The organism is Nitratireductor sp. StC3 (assembly GCF_003015025.1).
Classification (GTDB): domain Bacteria; phylum Pseudomonadota; class Alphaproteobacteria; order Rhizobiales; family Rhizobiaceae; genus Mangrovimarina; species Mangrovimarina alexandrii.
This window is the reverse complement of sequence record NZ_PYBP01000021.1, coordinates 11,424-28,113: the sequence shown is the minus strand read 5'-3', so window position 1 is coordinate 28,113 and position 16,690 is coordinate 11,424. Positions and strand designations below refer to the sequence as shown.

Annotated in this window: 16 protein-coding genes; 12 read left to right on the top strand and 4 right to left on the bottom strand. The window is 62.7% G+C overall.

Going from position 1 to position 16,690, the window contains the following annotated elements; translation table 11 throughout:
- Positions 1-208: 208 nt before the first annotated feature.
- A complete protein-coding gene (locus C7T96_RS23135; protein WP_106573624.1) occupies positions 209-1,315 on the bottom strand; it encodes an RHE_PE00001 family protein in 1,107 nt (368 codons plus the stop codon).
- A 283-nt stretch (positions 1,316-1,598) separates the two neighbouring features.
- Between C7T96_RS23135 and C7T96_RS23130 the strand changes: the two genes are divergently transcribed.
- Together C7T96_RS23130 and C7T96_RS23125 are read left to right on the top strand one after the other, a co-directional pair.
- Complete coding sequence (locus C7T96_RS23130; protein ID WP_106573623.1) at positions 1,599-2,522, top strand: recombinase family protein; 924 nt, start codon at positions 1,599-1,601, stop codon at positions 2,520-2,522.
- A gap of 96 nt (positions 2,523-2,618) precedes the next feature.
- Complete coding sequence (locus C7T96_RS23125) at positions 2,619-2,828, top strand: hypothetical protein (protein ID WP_106573622.1); 210 nt, start codon at positions 2,619-2,621, stop codon at positions 2,826-2,828.
- Positions 2,829-2,891: 63 nt separating this feature from the next.
- Here the strand turns inward: C7T96_RS23125 and repC are convergent, their stop codons facing one another.
- The 3 genes from repC to repA all read right to left on the bottom strand — a co-directional run bounded on the left by repC (position 2,892) and on the right by repA (position 6,647).
- On the bottom strand, positions 2,892-4,208 hold the full coding sequence (gene repC, locus C7T96_RS23120) for a plasmid replication protein RepC (protein ID WP_106573621.1): 1,317 nt from the start codon (positions 4,206-4,208) through the stop codon (positions 2,892-2,894).
- A 165-nt stretch (positions 4,209-4,373) separates the two neighbouring features.
- Positions 4,374-5,384 carry a plasmid partitioning protein RepB gene (gene repB / locus C7T96_RS23115; protein WP_106573620.1) on the bottom strand — a complete coding sequence of 337 codons (1,011 nt, stop codon included), beginning with the start codon at positions 5,382-5,384 and terminating at the stop codon, positions 4,374-4,376.
- Positions 5,385-5,459: 75 nt separating this feature from the next.
- Positions 5,460-6,647, bottom strand: a complete 1,188-nt coding sequence (gene repA, locus C7T96_RS23110; RefSeq protein WP_106573619.1) for a plasmid partitioning protein RepA — start codon at positions 6,645-6,647, stop codon at positions 5,460-5,462.
- Between the two features lie 479 nt (positions 6,648-7,126).
- Between repA and trbB the strand changes: the two genes are divergently transcribed.
- From trbB to trbI, 10 genes are all read left to right on the top strand, one after another.
- Positions 7,127-8,098, top strand: a complete 972-nt coding sequence (trbB, locus tag C7T96_RS23105) for a P-type conjugative transfer ATPase TrbB (protein WP_106573618.1) — start codon at positions 7,127-7,129, stop codon at positions 8,096-8,098.
- Entirely contained in the window at positions 8,088-8,465 is a 378-nt protein-coding gene (locus C7T96_RS23100; RefSeq protein ID WP_106573617.1) for a TrbC/VirB2 family protein, read from the top strand. The genes trbB and C7T96_RS23100 overlap by 11 nt, the downstream gene beginning before the upstream one ends.
- Complete coding sequence (locus tag C7T96_RS23095) at positions 8,458-8,757, top strand: conjugal transfer protein TrbD (RefSeq protein WP_106573616.1); 300 nt, start codon at positions 8,458-8,460, stop codon at positions 8,755-8,757. Before C7T96_RS23100 ends, C7T96_RS23095 begins: the two co-directional genes overlap by 8 nt.
- Before the next feature lie 5 nt (positions 8,758-8,762).
- Positions 8,763-11,213, top strand: a complete 2,451-nt coding sequence (locus C7T96_RS23090; protein ID WP_106573615.1) for a conjugal transfer protein TrbE — start codon at positions 8,763-8,765, stop codon at positions 11,211-11,213.
- Positions 11,185-11,985: a P-type conjugative transfer protein TrbJ gene (gene trbJ, locus C7T96_RS23085; protein ID WP_106573614.1), complete on the top strand. Its 801-nt coding sequence runs from the start codon at positions 11,185-11,187 to the stop codon at positions 11,983-11,985. Before C7T96_RS23090 ends, trbJ begins: the two co-directional genes overlap by 29 nt.
- A 186-nt stretch (positions 11,986-12,171) precedes the next feature.
- The gene (trbL, locus tag C7T96_RS23075) at positions 12,172-13,338 is read left to right on the top strand and encodes a P-type conjugative transfer protein TrbL (protein ID WP_106573612.1); all 1,167 of its coding nucleotides are present in this window, start codon (positions 12,172-12,174) and stop codon (positions 13,336-13,338) included.
- Positions 13,339-13,346: 8 nt separating this feature from the next.
- Positions 13,347-14,009 (top strand): conjugal transfer protein TrbF, encoded by a 663-nt coding sequence (locus C7T96_RS23070; protein ID WP_065818538.1) that lies wholly within the window; start codon positions 13,347-13,349, stop codon positions 14,007-14,009.
- Positions 14,010-14,083: 74 nt separating this feature from the next.
- Positions 14,084-14,854, top strand: coding sequence for a P-type conjugative transfer protein TrbG (gene trbG, locus C7T96_RS23065; protein ID WP_245414233.1), 771 nt, complete (start codon positions 14,084-14,086; stop codon positions 14,852-14,854).
- A gap of 3 nt (positions 14,855-14,857) precedes the next feature.
- Complete coding sequence (gene trbH, locus C7T96_RS23060) at positions 14,858-15,325, top strand: conjugal transfer protein TrbH (protein ID WP_106573610.1); 468 nt, start codon at positions 14,858-14,860, stop codon at positions 15,323-15,325.
- Positions 15,322-16,623, top strand: coding sequence for an IncP-type conjugal transfer protein TrbI (trbI, locus tag C7T96_RS23055; protein ID WP_106573609.1), 1,302 nt, complete (start codon positions 15,322-15,324; stop codon positions 16,621-16,623). The genes trbH and trbI overlap by 4 nt, the downstream gene beginning before the upstream one ends.
- The last annotated feature ends 67 nt before the right edge of the window (positions 16,624-16,690 follow it).

Here is a 16,690-nt window from a genome sequence, read left to right as displayed (position 1 = left end):
TAACGCCATGTCTATCACTCCAATGTCCCCTGCGATCATCAAGCAGGGGTGGGTTCAAACATGGGTCACTTCTCGATGGAAAAATCCCTCAATCCCGGGTCAGTTCTCGGCGGAAATCAACACTCTGTCGGCTTTCGTGTGGGTTTGGTCATTTCGCTCGCCTCGAAACCACTGATTGACGTATGGGAAAATGTTGGCGATGAGCAACCTATAAGATCCCCCACGCTCGATAGCGCCCTCTCCCAGTCATTTCACGGACGCTGAGTTCTCTCACCAAGTTTAAGGCCCCGCGTGGCGAGATCCTGGCCGCCTTCGCAATCATGTGCGCTGACACGATAGGTCGCGACAGAAGAAGATCGATTGCGATGGGCAGGCTGCTCGTCGATCGCTTGCCCGCCGCCTTCCGCTGGAGTTGCCGCCTTGCCAGTGTCAGGCGGTCAACATCCTTGAGCCCGGCTCCAGCGGAAGCGCTCAGGGCATCGAGATAGGCGACCAGCCTGGTCGTTCGATCGCGTGCTCGACGGCGCTCGCGGGGGATTTCTCGCAAACCCACCGAATAGGCCAGCAAGTGCGATCGGACCTTTCCGCGCGATCTCATGAAGTCAGAAATAAGAATTTGCCCGAGCCAGTGCTGACGCTGTATCGGCTCGAGATGCTCCCATGCGTCCCATAGAACGGCCGCGGCCAAGGTTGCCGGAAGCACCTCCACCGTCTTGACCAACTCAAGCCAGGCGGCGACCCGCTCGGTTTCATCCCACTCGGGATCACGGATGAGCAGCTCGCCGATGCTAACTTCCGGTTCACGCGACTTCTGGGCACCGGATGCGTCACCATCGACCAGCCATTCCGTTCTGGCTAGGACCTCATCGATCTCGGCCAGTTCGGGAGAAAGAACGTCGATGTCATCGTGTTCGACGTCAGCCCCCTCCTCTCCTCTATCGAGCTGTTCTTGCTCGCCAGCAGGCTCCTGGGCGATTCCGGCGAGCGCCATTATCCCTGATCGGGAAACCGCCCAACCGGGGTCGTTCCGCGATATCCGCCGTCTCGCCCGGACGATCCTGTGCGCTATGACCAGCTCGTGACTCGGTGCGCGAACGTCCATCTGTGCATCGTGGAGAACCAGATCTTCGAGATGGACGAGTTCGCCAGCAACCCACATACTGGAGACGGAATCGAAGAAATCGGCCCGCTCGGCAAAGCCGTCTTTGACCTCCGATCGTGCCACGCGCTCCTCGAGTCTTGCCAATGCGTCCTCTGCTGCAGCGACCGGCCGCATGAGGGTCTCGTGGTTCAATTTTCCGAGTTCATAAACCATTGATAACACAGAGCTTCATAGGCGTTACAGAAGCTAACATACTTTTCACTTCCGTCACATCGGCAATTTTGCGGTGCCTCTTAATAGAATGGAGCGCTGCGGTCTTCGGGATTGAACAAGGGCCCGCCAATTGGTGCTCGGATCGACGAGAGAGCCCGTTTTTCCGGTGTTCTCGCAGCTCTCAGAGTTCAAAATGGTGCCTTAAAGACGTTTACAAACGATCGGTTATCCCTATCTTCTATGTTTGTAAATTTGGCTCCGACACGGCTCTCAGGCTTTCCAGATGGCCAAAACACCGCTCAATCCCTCCTCTCGTCGACGACAGGGCCGGCTTATCGGCTATGCGCGCGTCTCCACGGACGAGCAGGCGACGGAAGCGCAGGAGATGGAACTACGGTCGGCCGGATGCGACACAATCATCCAGGAGCATGGTTCCGGCGCCTCGCGGACCCGCCCTGCCCTCGCCCGACTGGTTCGTGAGATCGGCACCGGCGACACCCTCGTTGTGGTTCGGCTCGACCGCTTGGCGCGCTCGGTGAGCCACCTGCTCAATGTCATCGAGGAGCTGACGACCAAAGGCGCATATTTCCGCTCGCTAAGCGATCCCATCGATACCACGACGCCGCAGGGCATGTTTTCGCTGCAGGTCCTTGGCGCCGTCGCCCAGCTGGAACGGGCTCTCAACTCGGAACGGACGAAGGCAGGCGTCAAAGCTGCCAAGGCAAAAGGCCGGCTACCAGGCAATCCCGGGGTCAGGGAACGTCGGCCGGAGATGCTGGCCAAGATGACGGCTGCTCAGAAGGCGGCCTACGGCGCGCGCATCCAGTCCACTGCCAATCAATGGCTTCCGATCGTCCGGCGAATGCGACCGGACCACACCTGGGACGACATCTCGCGCGTCCTCAAGCAACGCGGCTTCGATTGGACCCCTGAGCGCCTGCGGCGCGCGGTGAAGTGGATGGTCAGCGAAGGCATGGCCGACAAGTCGCTCCTGAGAAAGTCGCCGCCACGACCGCCCGAGGACCGCCTGATGACGCTTGTGGCGGGCATCCATTCCTCCAATCCGGAGCTCACCTTGCGTGAAATCGCAAACCAGCTCGAGCGCCTTCATGAGCGCACGCCGCGGGGCGGTACGAGGTGGGCGCCCTCCTCCGTCAAGAATCTTCTCGACCGGGCAAAGCGCAGCGGCCTGCTCGAGGCAGCCTGAGCACAGAAGCCGGAATGACGTTGGGGCGCGAACGCGGTACAGATCGCGGGTGCCGACCGTCGCCAGCATACGCCAACAAACCCGGTGAGCGCTGCAATGGAAACGATGACCGTCAACAGCCGGGACGACTTCGCGCAATGGGCGATCGCGCGGGCCCGATCGATCCTGGAGGACCAAGGTTCGGATCTCGCTACAGCGGTCCGGAACGAAGACGAACGACGGATCGGTGAAACCGCAAACGCTCTTGGCCAAGCGATCGTCGACGCACTGCTCGAGGCATTCGACGAGCTTGTCGACGGCGACTGAGCACAAAGTTTCTGCCGAAAGTTGGCCGGGGGAAACAATGCAGTTCGGCTCATCGAGGCACCCTCATCTTCTTGGTCGTTCCAGCGATCGCAGCAGCGCGTCCGAGACCTCCAAACGCTCGCCCGCCTTGTTCCCGTCGCTTTGCGGCTCTGGAGCCTTCGCGGCGGAAGACCTGCTGGCGTCCAGCTTGGCGCGCAAAAGCGCCATGACCATCGGCCATGTGGAGAATTTGCCCTCCCTCGCCTTGTCCGTCAGGCTGCGCAGGTAACCGCCAGCGCTGTTGATCTGGTCGGAGCGCTGCAGGATCGCCGCGAGCGTGATTGCGGCCTGAACCTCGCCCATGGCCTCGCAGGCTTCTCGCCAGGCGCTCGGGCTGACCCCAAGCAGTGGTCGGGCCACCTCTGCGGCCGCCAGAAAGTCCCGCCAGTGGCGTATCTCACCCCCTTGCACCAAATCCTTCACGTCCGGGCAGGCATCAAGCACGATCCCCAAGGGCAACTCCCGCTTCGGCAAACTCCGCAGGTTGTCGTTTTCCGCGCCGCTGCCGCCCGCTTCGTTCTCTTTTCGAGAGCCTTTTTCAGATTCAGATATGGAGTCTGGGTTTGAATTCTGTATGTGGCGACCAAAATGGGACTCATTGGCGTCCGGATTCTGTGTTTTTGCGAATGATCCCAATACCTCAAGGATCTCCGTGTAGAGGCCGTGGAGATCACAGCAGGTGTCCTCGATGAGTTGCCTCGGGGCGGATCGCGGCAAGCGGCCGACAATAGCCTGGTAGGACTGCTGTACCCTGCCCCAATTGCCCGGAACGTTCTCCTCAATGCCCGTCTTGATGAGCTTGACGACGTCGCGGCGCAGTAGCGTCAGGCGTTCCTTGGCAAGCCGAAAGGCGTTCTTCTCGGCTCGAACAGCGTCCGCTAGTTCCTCGAATTCCTCTGCACGGGCGACGATCGGAGAAAGATCGAACCCGTAGGCCTGTTCGACCTGCCCACCCCTGCCCTTGCGAGCGAAGCGCTTTCCGTTCGGGCTATCGCGGCGGATGATCAGCCCGCATTCGACCAGGACGGACAGATGGCGGCGCAGCGTCGTCGCCGGCATCCCGTTAGCGCGAGCCATGAGCTGCTCGTTCGACGGCCAGACGATGAGCTCACCGTCGCCCGCGAGCTCCGTTTCCGGATGGAACGAGAGCAGGGCGTTGAGAATGGCGAGTGCGCGGTCCGTGGCGCCGATCAGATCGCGTGCCTCCCGGATCGAATGGAACACTTTCCATTTCTGGACCTGCGCACCTTCAGGCACGGCCTTCGCCACGGCCTGGCTTGCCATCATGCCGAGCGACATCGTTCGCCGCCCAAAGGGCGTCGTTGGGGTATGCGTCTGCATCTTTCTTCACCTATCGCTAGGCAAAAGAAACCTGCACGCCGAATCGGCGCTCAAACTGACCTGAATGGTCTTGACTATGATTCGCGGAAGTGGGATTCTCTCAGTCGCCAAACTTAAAGAGAAGGTCTTCCGGAATGCCGTTTCGGGGGCCTTTTTCTTTTGCGCTCAATCTCCGTTTCTGGTTGCTCGTTTTTCCCGACGGAAAGCCTCATACAACTCGCTGAGATTTTCCGAGAGGTAGTCACCGAACGCTGTTGCGTCGGCCCCCTTCGCCTTGAGGGCGATGGTGAATTTCTTGCCACTGGCCACCATCTCCGCGGCGACACGCCCATCAGAGGGCGCCCAGGTGCGCTTGGATGGTGCCGGCGCGGTACGGCGCCGTGGCTTTGAGGCTTTCAGCTTCGCGACGATCGCATCGAACCGCGCTTCGCTTGCCATCCCTTGAAAATCGGAATTCGCCGCCAGAGCCATGGCAGCGTCGACATTGCCCGGCTTGTCGAGGAGGAGTTTGAGCTCGTACCAGCGATCACGACCGACGGCTTTGGCGCGGCCGATCGCTTCGAGCAGGTCCTTGGGTATCGACGCGACAGAGAGCATCTTCGAAAGTGTCGGCCGATCGACACCGATCGCGGCGAGGGCAGTCGCGTTGTCCTCGTCGAATTTCCGTTGAACGATGTCGGCGGCAAACAGCGCCTTTTCAATGAAAGACGTGTTCGCTCGCGCGTTGTTCTCCTGCCCCTGGGCTATCACATGGTCGCGCTCGGAGATCTCCTTGATGACAGCGCGAAGCTTGAGGCCAAGCTCCTTAGCGGCGCGCCAGCGGAGGCGACCGAAGACAAGCATGTAGCGGCCGGGCCGCTCGGGATGAGGGCGAAGGAGGGCCGGGGAATTCTGACCGGAACTCCGGATCGACTCCAGCACCTGGGCGTAGTCGGCCTCGTAGTCTTCCTGATCAACGTTGAGCCGATCATTGGCGAAGGATTGGTCCACCAGGTCGGGGTCAACCTCGATTATCGTCTCACCCTCGAGCAGCTTGCCTGCCTGGGCTGCCATTTCGTCGATCGAGCTTATGAGCGAGCGTGATGCACCCTTGAAGGTGTAGTCTCGCGCGACCGCGCGCTCGGCGGGAGCGTCGCCATTGTCCATAATGCTCGCAAAGGGATTTTTCCGCGCCATTCGACTAGCACCCCCTTATTCGGCATATGCGCTTGAAACCGCGTACTTTTTTGGCGGTTTTGACGGCAGTCAACATCACAACCGCCCCCATGCTTGGTGAATCAGCCCCTGAATCTCGAAGTTCACGGCATCCATGCTGTCGATCGCCCGATCGTATGTATCCCGATTGAAGTTCGATCGCTCGACTTCATAGAGCGTCTGCTTGGTGAGGCCGGCGTCGGAAATCGCCGTGGATTTGAGCATCGAGTTCTTCAGGATTTCCTCGGCAAGCATCGACTGCATGAAGCCGACCATCTGCGCCTGGGGAATGTCCGTGGGCTCGTATCGGGTGATGAGATAGCGCAGCCAATCCAGCTGAACCTGCGCGCCAGCATTCTTGATCGACTTCATGATATTGCCCAGCATCAGCAGAAACTGACTCATGGACATCAGGTCCAGCATCTGCGGATGGACCGTAATCAGAACCGAGGTGGCGGCCGAGAGTGCCGAGAGCGTCAGATAGCCAAGCTGCGGAGGGCAATCGACGACCACGACGTCGTAACGGTCACTGACCGAATCCAACGCCTTGGCGACCCTCGTGAAGAACCGCTTTCCTTCTTGGGACGGAGACTGCATCGCAAGCGGCGTCTCGTACTCATACTCCTGCAGTTCTAGGTTCGCCGGGATGATGTCGAGCAACGGGAAGTTCGTCTTGCGAACAACGTCTTCGACGGGAGCGGCATCCTCGTATCGGATCGCATCGTAGAGCGAGGGGTTTTTGTCGAGCTCGGGCTGGAAGCCATGGAGGGCCGATAGCGAAGCCTGCGGATCAAGATCCACAGTCAGGACCCTGTGACCCGTGAGCGCGAGGTGCTGCGCGAGATGTGCCGTGGTGGTGGTCTTGCCCGACCCGCCCTTGAAATTGACGACCGCAATGACCTGCAGCTTTTCGCCGGGTTTGCGATAGGGCACATACTTCTTGGAATCCGATCGCCCGTGCTTATCGAGATAGTCCCGCAACTCGGTCATCTGCTCGGCAGAGTAAAAGCGCCGTCCGCCGGCAACGACGAACGGCTCGGGGCCTTTCTTTTCGAGATGGAGGCGTTTCAGATTGTTTGGACTGATCCCGAGATAATGGGCGACCTCGGCCATCGAGAACCGCCGAAGCGTCTTCTGCCCTTCGGTGGGAAACTTCTCGACCCTCAGTTGGTCGAGCTTGCGCGAGATCTCGGCCCCTTGGGCGAGGATCTTGTCGTCAAACTCAAAACTTGGGAGAAATGCCATCTCCGCTTTGTCCCCTGAACGAGAAAATAGCGCCATATTCGGCCATACGGCCAATCTGGCGCCAGTATGAGCGATTCCCGTTCTCTGGCAAGCGATTTTAGGTTAACAGAAGGTTGCCAGAAGGGCGACTACGATCGGCGGCAGCCTCTATCTTGGCCGCTTTTTGCTTTTCTCTCAGTGACTTAACAACTCTGCCCTATGATACCTGGAGCAAATCCTGGCCCGGCAGAATTGCCGGGGCCGAACCCGGCCGTTGGGCCCGGGGAAAGCAAATATCCTCCAATCCGCCGTCCGGAAGCCGACTCACCCCAACCGAACCCGGCAATTCTGCCGGGCTGACGGAACGCAGTCATCCATGATCGATAGGCCCGTCAATCGCATTTGTAGGACGGAAACATGCCACGGAGACGAGAGCGGTGCGGAGCCGCTCGATACGAGAGATCTGCGTCTAGCGAGGTCCAGTTTCCGGAAGCTGCCCGATGAGCCGGGCGCGGTCGCATGACCGGCTCGTGCGCAAACTGACGGACGCACTCGGTGCGGCGATCTGCCAGGCACTCGACGATCCGTCGGTCGTCGAGGTCATGCTCAATCCCGATGGCCGGCTGTTCGTGGAACGGCTGGGGCAGGGGATGGAGGCGATTGGCGCGCTCGAGCCGGGCGCCGCGGAGATCATTATTGGCAGCGTGGCCCATGCTCTTCAGACTGAAGCGGACACCGACCAGCCAATCATTTCGGGCGAACTCCCCATCGGCGGGCACCGCTTCGAGGGTCTGCTCCCACCAATCGTCGCTGCGCCCACGTTCACCATTCGAAGGCGGGCATCCCGGCTCATTCCGCTCGAGGAGTATGTACGCGCGGGGATCATGACCCACCGTCAAGCCACCGTGCTGCGGAGCGCTGTTGCTTCGCGCATGAACATCGTGATCAGCGGCGGCACTGGCTCGGGCAAGACGACTTTGGCCAACGCGGTGATTGCGGAGATTGTCTCGCTGTCGCCGGACGATCGCCTGGTCATCCTGGAGGACACCGCGGAGATCCAGTGCGCCGCCAAGAACGCGGTTGCCCTGCACACCAGCGACACGGTGGACATGGCCCGGCTGCTGAAGAGCACGATGCGGCTGAGGCCGGACCGGATCATTGTCGGCGAAGTCCGCGACGGCGCCGCGCTCACCCTCATCAAGGCATGGAATACCGGCCATCCGGGCGGCGTGACGACCATTCACGCCGACAGCGCCATCTCCGCGCTCCGCCGCCTCGAGCAATTGACTGCGGAGGTCAGCCAGCAGCCGATGCGTGAGGTGATCGGCGAAGCCGTCGACCTCGTCGTCTCGATCGAACGTGCCGGCCACGGGCGGCTGGTGCGTGATGTCATGCATGTCACGGGCTTCGACGGCGCGCGCTATACGACCGATCACCATCCCCAGATCGACGAGGAAAGTCATGCCGCATAACAACCGCGCTCTGGTCGCCGTCCCGGTTGCGGCAATGCTCTTGCTTGTCGCAACCGGGACGGCGGCGCTCGCCTCAAGTGGCGGCGGTCTGCCCTGGGAAGGCCCGCTCCAGCAGATTCAGCAATCGATCACCGGTCCGGTTGCGGGCTTCATCGCGCTGGCCGCCGTTGCGGTCGCAGGCGGCATGCTCATCTTTGGCGGAGAGCTCAACGATTTCGCGCGCCGGCTGATGTATGTCGTGTTGGTCGCCGGCATCCTCCTCGGCGCCACGCAGATCGTCGGCCTGTTCGGCGCGAGCGGCGCCTCGATCGGCTATCCGGCCGACGAGGCGCCGCAGGCCAGGGCAGGGGAGGGGAGCGATGGCTGAGCCAGGCGTTGCTCTCGCACGATCCCGCATCCATCGGGCGCTTTCGCGCCCGAACCATTTGATGGGAGCCGATCGGGAGCTGGTGTTGCTGACCGGTCTTGCCGCCGTGATCCTGATCTTCGTGGTCCTGACGTGGTTTTCGGTGCTTCTCGGGATCGCCATCTGGGGCGCCGTATTGGCTGCGCTGCGCATGATGGCCAAAGCCGATCCGATGATGCGGCAGGTCTATCTGCGTCATATCGGCTATCGCGCCGGCTACCGTCCGACGGCCTCGCCATGGCGGAGGCCCTGACTGGAATGGTCGCGCTTCGTCAGTTCCGCAACATCCGGCCGTCCTTCTCCGACCTTCTGCCCTATGCCGGCTTGGTCGACGATGGCGTGATCCTGCTCAAGGACGGGTCGGTCATGGCCGGCTGGTATTTTGCCGGCCCGGATTCGGAGAGTTCAACCAATCTCGAGCGCAACGAGGTGTCGCGGCAGATCAACACGATTCTGTCCCGGCTCGGCTCGGGCTGGATGATCCAGGTCGAGGCGGTGCGCATTCCCACCGTCGCCTATCCCGCACGCGAGGACTGTCATTTCCCGGATCCGGTGACGCGCGCGATCGACAACGAACGCCGGGCGCATTTCGAGGCCGAGAGCGGGCATTTTGAGAGCCAACACGCCATCATTCTCACCTACCGGCCGCCCGAGCGCCGGCGTTCTGGCCTCGCCCGCTATGTCTATTCCGATAGCGAGAGCCGCTCGGAGACCTATGCCGATGTGGTCCTGGACACCTTCCGCACATCCATCCGCGAATTCGAACAGTATCTGGCCAACGTGCTTTCGATCCGGCGCATGGTGACCCGCACGGTCGCCGACCCTGAATCCGGCCGCGAAGCCTGGTACGACGAACTCTTCCAGTTCATCCGGTTCTGCATCGTGGGCGAAAGCCATCCGGTGCGCCTGCCGGCGATCCCGATGTATCTCGACTGGCTGGCCACGGCCGAGTTCCACCATGGCCTTTCACCAGTGGTCGACGGGCAGTACCTCGCCGTCGTCGCGATCGACGGGTTTCCGGCCGAGAGCTGGCCGGGGATCCTCAATTCGCTCGACCTGATGCCGCTCACTTACCGGTGGTCGAGCCGCTTCATCTTCCTCGACGACCAGGAAGCGCGTGCAAAGCTCGAACGCACCCGCAAGAAATGGCAGCAGAAGGTGCGGCCGTTCTTCGACCAGCTTTTCCAGACCCAGAGCCGCGCGGTCGACCAGGACGCCATGACAATGGTCGCCGAGGCCGAGGACGCCATTGCCGAGGCCGCCTCCCAACTCGTCGCCTTTGGCTACTACACACCTGTGATCGTCCTTTTCGATACCGACGATGCGCGGCTGCGCGACCAGGCCGAGGCGGTGCGCAGGCTCGTCCAGGCCGAAGGCTTCGGCGCGCGCATAGAAACGCTCAACGCGACCGAGGCCTATCTCGGCAGCCTGCCGGGCAATTCTTACGCCAATGTTCGCGAACCGCTCGTCAACACGCGCAACCTTGCCGACCTCATTCCGCTCAATTCGGTCTGGTCGGGAAGTGCTGCCGCGCCGTGCCCGTTCTATCCGGCCGGCTCGCCACCCCTGATGCAGGTCGCATCGGGTTCCACACCCTTCCGGCTGAACCTGCATGTCGACGATGTGGGGCATACGCTCGTGTTCGGGCCGACCGGTTCGGGCAAGTCGACGCTGATCGCGCTGATCGCGGCGCAGTTTCGCCGCTACGAAAACGCGCAGATCTTTGCCTTCGACAAGGGCCGATCGCTGCTCCCGCTGACGATCGCCGCCAATGGCGATCACTACGAGGTCGGCGCGGGGGAGGGGGCCGCTTCGCTTTCGTTCTGCCCGCTGGCCGCGCTCGCGACCGATGGAGACCGCGCCTGGGCCAGCGGCTGGATCGAGACGCTGATCGCCATGCAGGGAGTGGCGATCACGCCCGATCATCGCAATGCGATCTCCCGGCAAATCGGTCTCATGGCCGCGGCGCGCGGCCGCTCGCTCTCGGATTTCGTGAGCGGGGTACAGATGCGCGAGATCAAGGACGCGCTCCATCACTACACGGTCGACGGGCCGATGGGGCAATTGCTCGACGCCGAAGAGGACGGGCTGGCGCTCGGTTCGTTGCAGACCTTCGAGATCGAGGAGCTGATGAATATGGGCGAGCGCAATCTCGTGCCCGTGCTGCTTTATCTTTTCCGCAGGATCGAAAAACGCCTGACGGGCGCGCCCAGTCTCATCGTTCTCGACGAAGCCTGGCTGATGCTCGGCCATCCCACCTTCAGGGACAAGATCAGGGAGTGGCTCAAAGTGCTGCGCAAGGCAAACTGCGCGGTGCTGCTCGCCACGCAGTCGATCTCCGACGCCGAACGCTCGGGCATCATCGACGTGCTCAAGGAGAGCTGCCCGACCAAGATCTGCCTGCCCAGTGGCGCCGCGCGTGAACCGGGAACACGCGAGTTCTATGAGCGCATCGGCTTCAACGAGCGCCAGATCGAGATCGTCGCGACCGCGACGCCGAAGCGCGAATACTACGTCGCAAGCCCCGAGGGCAGGCGGCTTTTCGACATGGCGCTGGGCCCGGTCGCGCTCGCCTTCGCAGGCGCCTCGGGCAAGGAAGACCTCAAACGCATCGATCAGCTGCACAAGGATCATGGTCCGGACTGGCCGGCTGCGTGGCTTTTGGAAAGGGGGATCGGCAATGCCGAAGCCATTCTCACACGCGATTAGGATCACGGCCGCCGCGATGATGAGCGCGTGTCTGGTTCTCCCGGGCCCGGCCAATGCCGGCGCGGTGACCGGGAACGCAACCGAATGGACGCAGCTCCTCAACAATGCCGAACTGGTGGGGCTCACCGGCCAGTCGGCCGAGCAGATCCAGAACCAGATCACCCAGATCACGCAACTCTCCGAGCAGATCCAGAATCAGCTCCGGATCTACGAGAACATGCTGCAGAACACGTTGCAGCTGCCCGATCACATCTGGGGGCAGGTCGAAAGCGACCTCATGGCGCTCCAGAACCTCGTCAACCAGGGCGAGGGCATCGCCTTTGCGATGGGCAATATCGACGACGTTCTGAAGCAACGCTTCGAGAGCTTCGCCGAGTTCGAGACGGGGCTCGCGAACGGCGAGGATTTTTCCTCAAGCTACCAGTCGTGGTCGGACACCAATCGCGAGACGATTTCGGCGACGCTGCGGGCGGCTGGGCTGACGGCCGATCAGTTCGCCAGTGAAGAGGCGACGATGAGCCAACTCCGCTCGATGTCGCAGAGCTCCGTCGGACAGATGCAGGCGCTTCAGGTCGGCCATCAGATCGCCGCGCAACAGGTGGCGCAGACACAGAAGCTGCGCGGCCTCGTCTCGCAGCAGATCACGATGATGGCGACCTGGCACCAGTCAGAACAGGCCGCACAGGACCTCGCGCAGACCCGCCGCGAGGACTTTTTCAACTCGAACGCGCCGTCGACTTCGGGCGGCCAGGTGATGGAGCCGCGCTGGTGACACGAACAACTATCATCGTGGCGGCAGCCACAGTCATTGTCGCAATTGCTGTTGCGATCTGGTTCGTACTGGACGTTCGCGAGGAACCCGATCGGGCACGCCGAATCCTCGATACACCAACTGAGTATGACACCACCGGCGGGCAGGAGATGCGGCCACGCTGGGGCAACGGAGAGGGGCAGGGCGATGAGGCCCCAGAGAACTAAACTCGCCCTTGCCGTATTCCTCGGCGCCCTGCTTCTTCTCCAGCCCGCCCTCGCACAGGATGGTTCGCTCCTCACGACGCTCGAGAACGAGGTCGCGGACGCCGCGCAGGGTTGGGAGACGACCGTCATGCAGGCGGCTCGCTCGCTGTTCTGGATTCTTGCCGGCATCGAGGTTGGCATCGCCGCCGTCTGGCTAGCGCTCGGCGCGGCATCGCTCGACACGTGGTTCGCCGAGCTGGTGCGGCGCATCATGTTCATCGGTCTGTTTGTCTTCATCCTCGAGCAGGGGCCGGACTTTGCACGGGCAATGGTCGACAGCCTCTTCCAGATCGGCGCCGGGGGCGGCTCGGCCTCACCGGCGAACGTCTTCAATGCCGGCCTGCAGGTCGCCAGCCAGATGTCGGAGAAAGCGCAGTTCGGGCTGTTCGAGGACAACGCGCTGGCGATCGCGGCGGTGTTCGCCATGGTGATCGTGGTGATTGCCTTCAGCCTGGTGGCCGCGATCTTCGTGGCCGTGATAGCCGAGATGTATGTCGGGCTGCTCGCCGGGATGATCATGCTGGGTCTCGGCGGCTCGAGCTTCACCAAGGACTTCGCGGTCCGGTATCTCGTCTATGCGTTCTCCGTGGGCATGAAGCTGATGGCGCTGGTGATGATCGCGCGCATCGGCTCCGAGGTGCTCATCGATCTCGCCAACTCCCCTTCGGGCGCCGACGAGTTTCTCTCCACCCTCGCCATCGGCGGGATCTCCGTCGTGGTCTTCGTCATCGCCATGTACGTGCCCAACATCGTCCAGGGTGTCGTGCAGGGGGTATCGGTGACCGGCGGCATGGAGACGATCCGCCACGGCGGCCAGGCCGCGACCATGGCCGCCGGCGGCGCCGCGCTGGCCTGGGGCGGGGCGAGGGCAGGGGCCTCGGCCTATTCCGATGCACGGGCCACCGGCAGCTCGTTCGGCGCGGCTGCGCTCAAAGGCATGGCCAGCGGCGCGACTGCCGCGGGTTCCGCGCTCGCCTCGGCCGGGCGGGACAAGGCAATCGGCGTTCCGGGCACCTGGGGCGCATCGACGCTCGGTCTTGCCAATTCCAAGCTCGACCAGAGCCAGGGCCGCCCCACCACCAGAAAATCAGCAGACGACAAGGCGTGACGTAGACCATGGCCGCAAAGAGCCCACCGGAGAACCCCTACCTTGCCGCGCGCCAGGAATGGAACGAGCGCTACGGGTCATATGTGAAGGCCGCCGCGTCCTGGCGCATCGTCGGCGTGACCGGCATGCTGATGGCGGTGATCGGTTTCTCCTATGCGCTCTATCAGAGCACCCAGGTGCAGCTGGTGCCCTATATCGTGGAGGTCGATCGGCTCGGCACGGCCGCGAGCGCCGGCTTCCCGCAACAGATCGAATATGCCGACCCGCGCGTCGTGCGGGCGACGCTCGGCAGCTTCGTCAGCAATTTCCGGTCGGTCACGCCCGATGCCGTGGTGCAGAAGCAGTATATCGACCGCACCTATGCGCATTTGCGCACGGCCGATCCGGCGACGGAGAAGGTCAACGCCTGGTTCCGGGGCAACTCTCCCTTCGACCGCGCCCGCACGATGACGGTGGCCATCGAGGTCACGAACATCGTGCCGCTCTCCAACCAGAGCTACCAGGTCGACTGGACGGAATATGAACGCGACCGGCAGGGCAGGGAACAGGACGTAAAGCGGTTTCGGGGCGTGGCCACGGTCACGCTCACCCCACCCCAGGACGAGGCGGTCATTCGCCTCAATCCGATCGGCCTTTACCTCAGAGATTTCGACTGGACGGCGCAATTGTGAGTGCCCGGAGGACTCTTTTCATGAACTTACCCAGACTCCGGAGCGCAGCATTCTGCACCGGACTTGTTTTCGCGATGATCGCAATGCCCGCGCTGGCGCAGCAATTGAGTGCCACCGAACAGCGTGGCACGAGCCTTTCCGGCCAGTGGCAGCAAGGGCAGGGTGTCGTGACGCGCGGCCCTGACGGCAAGGTCGTGTTCCTCTTCGGCCAGATTCAGCCATCTGTGGTCTGCTCGCCGCTGCAGGTGTGCGACATCGAACTCCAGCCGGGCGAAATCGTACGCGACGTGTTGCTCGGCGACACTGTGCGCTGGAAGGTCGAACCGGCGACGTCGGGCGCGCCGGGCAGCCAGGCAGTGCATCTGATCGTCAAACCATCGGAACCCGGCCTCGTCACCTCGATGGTGGTGACGACCTCGCGGCGCACCTACCACATCCAGCTCAAGTCCCATCAGACGAACTACATGGCGCGGGTCGGCTTCGACTATCCCGAAGACGTCAATGCGCGCTTCGCCGAGATTGCCGCGCGCATGGAGGCGAGCATCGTGCCCGGCGCCGGCGTGCCGGCGGAGCAGCTCAATTTCTCGTTTCGTGTGAGCGGAACGGCGAGATGGCGGCCGACCCGCATCTACAGCGACGGCCAGAAAACCTACATCCAGTTCCCCTCGTCGCTGTCGGGCCAGGATGCGCCGGTGCTGTTCGTGGTTTCCGGCGGCGAGAACCGGATCGTCAACTACCGCATGAACGGCACCATGATGGTGGTCGACTATTACATCGACAGGGCGATCCTCGTCTCGGGCGTCGGACGCTCTCAGGAGAAAATCACGATCAGGCGGGGAGGGTAGGGGATGCACCGTTCGATTTTCCTACCTCGCCTGGTGGTTTTCGTGCTGTGCGCCGCACTGCTGGCCGGGTGCCAGACACTGGGCGGTGCGGGTCTGGTCACGAGTTCGGCAACCGCAGAGCTCACCCCGGAGGCGGCGTCCGCGATCGCCGGCGACATGGTCGGGCGGCTTGCCGAGCAGGTCGGTCCAGGCACGACGACGATCCAGCTTGAGCCGGACGGCTCGATGTTCGGCGAGGCGCTGGAGTCTTCGCTCAGGGAATGGGGCTATGCCGTCGCCACGGACCAGGTGACGGAGGGGACGAATACCATTGCCCTCGCCTATGTCGTCGACACATTCGAAGGCAGCATCCTGGTCCGGTTGTCGACCCACGCGCTCGATCTCACACGCATGTACCAGATGGGCGGGGAGGGGGCGACGCCGATCTCGCCGCTGTCGATGATGCAGCGCGATGGAAGGGAGCCGTCATGACCGAGAGTCTCAAGCTCGGCGGCTCCGATCTCGCTGGCGGGCCGAGAATCCGGCGCCTCAATCGCCTGCCGATCGTCGTCGCGATCGTGCTGGTGGTGCTTTTCCTTGCCGCGATTTTCTATGGCCTGTCTTCGCGCGGTCTTCGCCTGGGCGATGACGATGCAGCGTTCACACCTGGGTCCCGACCGGCCTCGACCCATGCCGACCAGCTCAAGGAGGGTGTGCCGGACGGGATTATCGATGAACCGGCCCAAGCGCAGCCGCTCCCGGTCCCCCTCGAGCGCACGGAGCCAGAGGAAAACCCGTTCATGCCGAAGCCACCGGAAGCGTCCACGGCCGAACGGCAACGGGCGGCACTGGAGCCCGAAGAAATATGGCGCGCGCGCCTCGAGCGAGAGCAAGAAGAACAGCTCATGCGCGAGCTCCACCGTCAGCGCATGGCGCGATATCAAGCCAATGACGCGGCGTTCGATTCCCCGATCGCCGTTTCGCTGGGCGGCCTTTCGGCTGACGCCAACGACGGCACGAACGTGGCGCCTGGCGATCCGCAATCGTCGACAACGCGGCCGCAGAGCGCGCTCGACCTCTACGCCGCCGCCATGGAGGCGGGCGTTGGTGGCGCCACGGACGCGAACGGGCAAGCGGCCAAGGAGCGCTTCTTCAATCAGGACATCCGGGATCTGGGATATCTTCCCAATCCGGTCCTCGGTCAGATCTCGCCCTTTGAGCTCAAGCGCGGTTCGGTCATCCCGGCAACGCTCGTCACGGGCATCAACTCGGACCTTCCCGGGCGGATCACGGCTCAGGTCTCGCAAAATGTCTATGACAGCGCGACGGGCCGGCACCTTCTCATCCCGCAAGGATCGAAACTCTTCGGCCGCTACGATTCCGAGGTCACGTTCGGGCAGGACGGCGTGCTTGTGATCTGGACCGACCTCATTTTTCCGAACGGATCGACGCTCCAGATCGGCGGGATGGCGGGAACCGACGCCGCCGGCTATGGCGGGTTCCGGGACCAGGTCGACAACCACTATTTGCGCACGTTCGGCTCGGCGATCCTCGTCGCTCTGATCGGGGCCGGCACCGAAATGATGCTGCCGCAGGACCGCAACAGCTTCGGCACCGCCAACAGCGCCGAGGACGCCGCCAGGCGCTCCTTCGCCGAAACCTTCGGTCAGATCTCCGAGCAGACGGTCTCGCGCAACCTCAACGTCCAGCCGACACTCGAGATCCGTCCGGGCTACCGGTTCAACGTCCTGGTCGACCAGGGCATCGTCTTCCCCGGGTCGTATCGGTAGCGATGACCCAGTTCGTATTCAGCGCGCCGTGCAGAAGGGTCGCCTTCTCTCGCGGGGCTTGCCATTG

Excerpts from the sequence above, each read along its gene's own strand:
- C7T96_RS23135 (WP_106573624.1), bottom strand. The coding sequence starts at position 1,315 with ATGGTTTATGAACTCGGAAAATTGAACCACGAGACCCTCATGCGGCCG.
- repB (WP_106573620.1), bottom strand. The coding sequence starts at position 5,384 with ATGGCGCGGAAAAATCCCTTTGCGAGCATTATGGACAATGGCGACGCT.
- trbI (WP_106573609.1), top strand. The coding sequence starts at position 15,322 with ATGACCGAGAGTCTCAAGCTCGGCGGCTCCGATCTCGCTGGCGGGCCG.
- C7T96_RS23090 (WP_106573615.1), top strand. The coding sequence starts at position 8,763 with ATGGTCGCGCTTCGTCAGTTCCGCAACATCCGGCCGTCCTTCTCCGAC.
- trbH (WP_106573610.1), top strand. The coding sequence starts at position 14,858 with ATGCACCGTTCGATTTTCCTACCTCGCCTGGTGGTTTTCGTGCTGTGC.
- trbL (WP_106573612.1), top strand. The coding sequence starts at position 12,172 with ATGAGGCCCCAGAGAACTAAACTCGCCCTTGCCGTATTCCTCGGCGCC.
- trbJ (WP_106573614.1), top strand. The coding sequence starts at position 11,185 with ATGCCGAAGCCATTCTCACACGCGATTAGGATCACGGCCGCCGCGATG.
- repA (WP_106573619.1), bottom strand. The coding sequence starts at position 6,647 with ATGGCATTTCTCCCAAGTTTTGAGTTTGACGACAAGATCCTCGCCCAA.
- repC (WP_106573621.1), bottom strand. The coding sequence starts at position 4,208 with ATGCAGACGCATACCCCAACGACGCCCTTTGGGCGGCGAACGATGTCG.
- trbG (WP_245414233.1), top strand. The coding sequence starts at position 14,084 with ATGATCGCAATGCCCGCGCTGGCGCAGCAATTGAGTGCCACCGAACAG.
- C7T96_RS23125 (WP_106573622.1), top strand. The coding sequence starts at position 2,619 with ATGGAAACGATGACCGTCAACAGCCGGGACGACTTCGCGCAATGGGCG.
- C7T96_RS23100 (WP_106573617.1), top strand. The coding sequence starts at position 8,088 with ATGCCGCATAACAACCGCGCTCTGGTCGCCGTCCCGGTTGCGGCAATG.
- C7T96_RS23130 (WP_106573623.1), top strand. The coding sequence starts at position 1,599 with ATGGCCAAAACACCGCTCAATCCCTCCTCTCGTCGACGACAGGGCCGG.
- C7T96_RS23095 (WP_106573616.1), top strand. The coding sequence starts at position 8,458 with ATGGCTGAGCCAGGCGTTGCTCTCGCACGATCCCGCATCCATCGGGCG.
- C7T96_RS23070 (WP_065818538.1), top strand. The coding sequence starts at position 13,347 with ATGGCCGCAAAGAGCCCACCGGAGAACCCCTACCTTGCCGCGCGCCAG.
- trbB (WP_106573618.1), top strand. The coding sequence starts at position 7,127 with ATGAGCCGGGCGCGGTCGCATGACCGGCTCGTGCGCAAACTGACGGAC.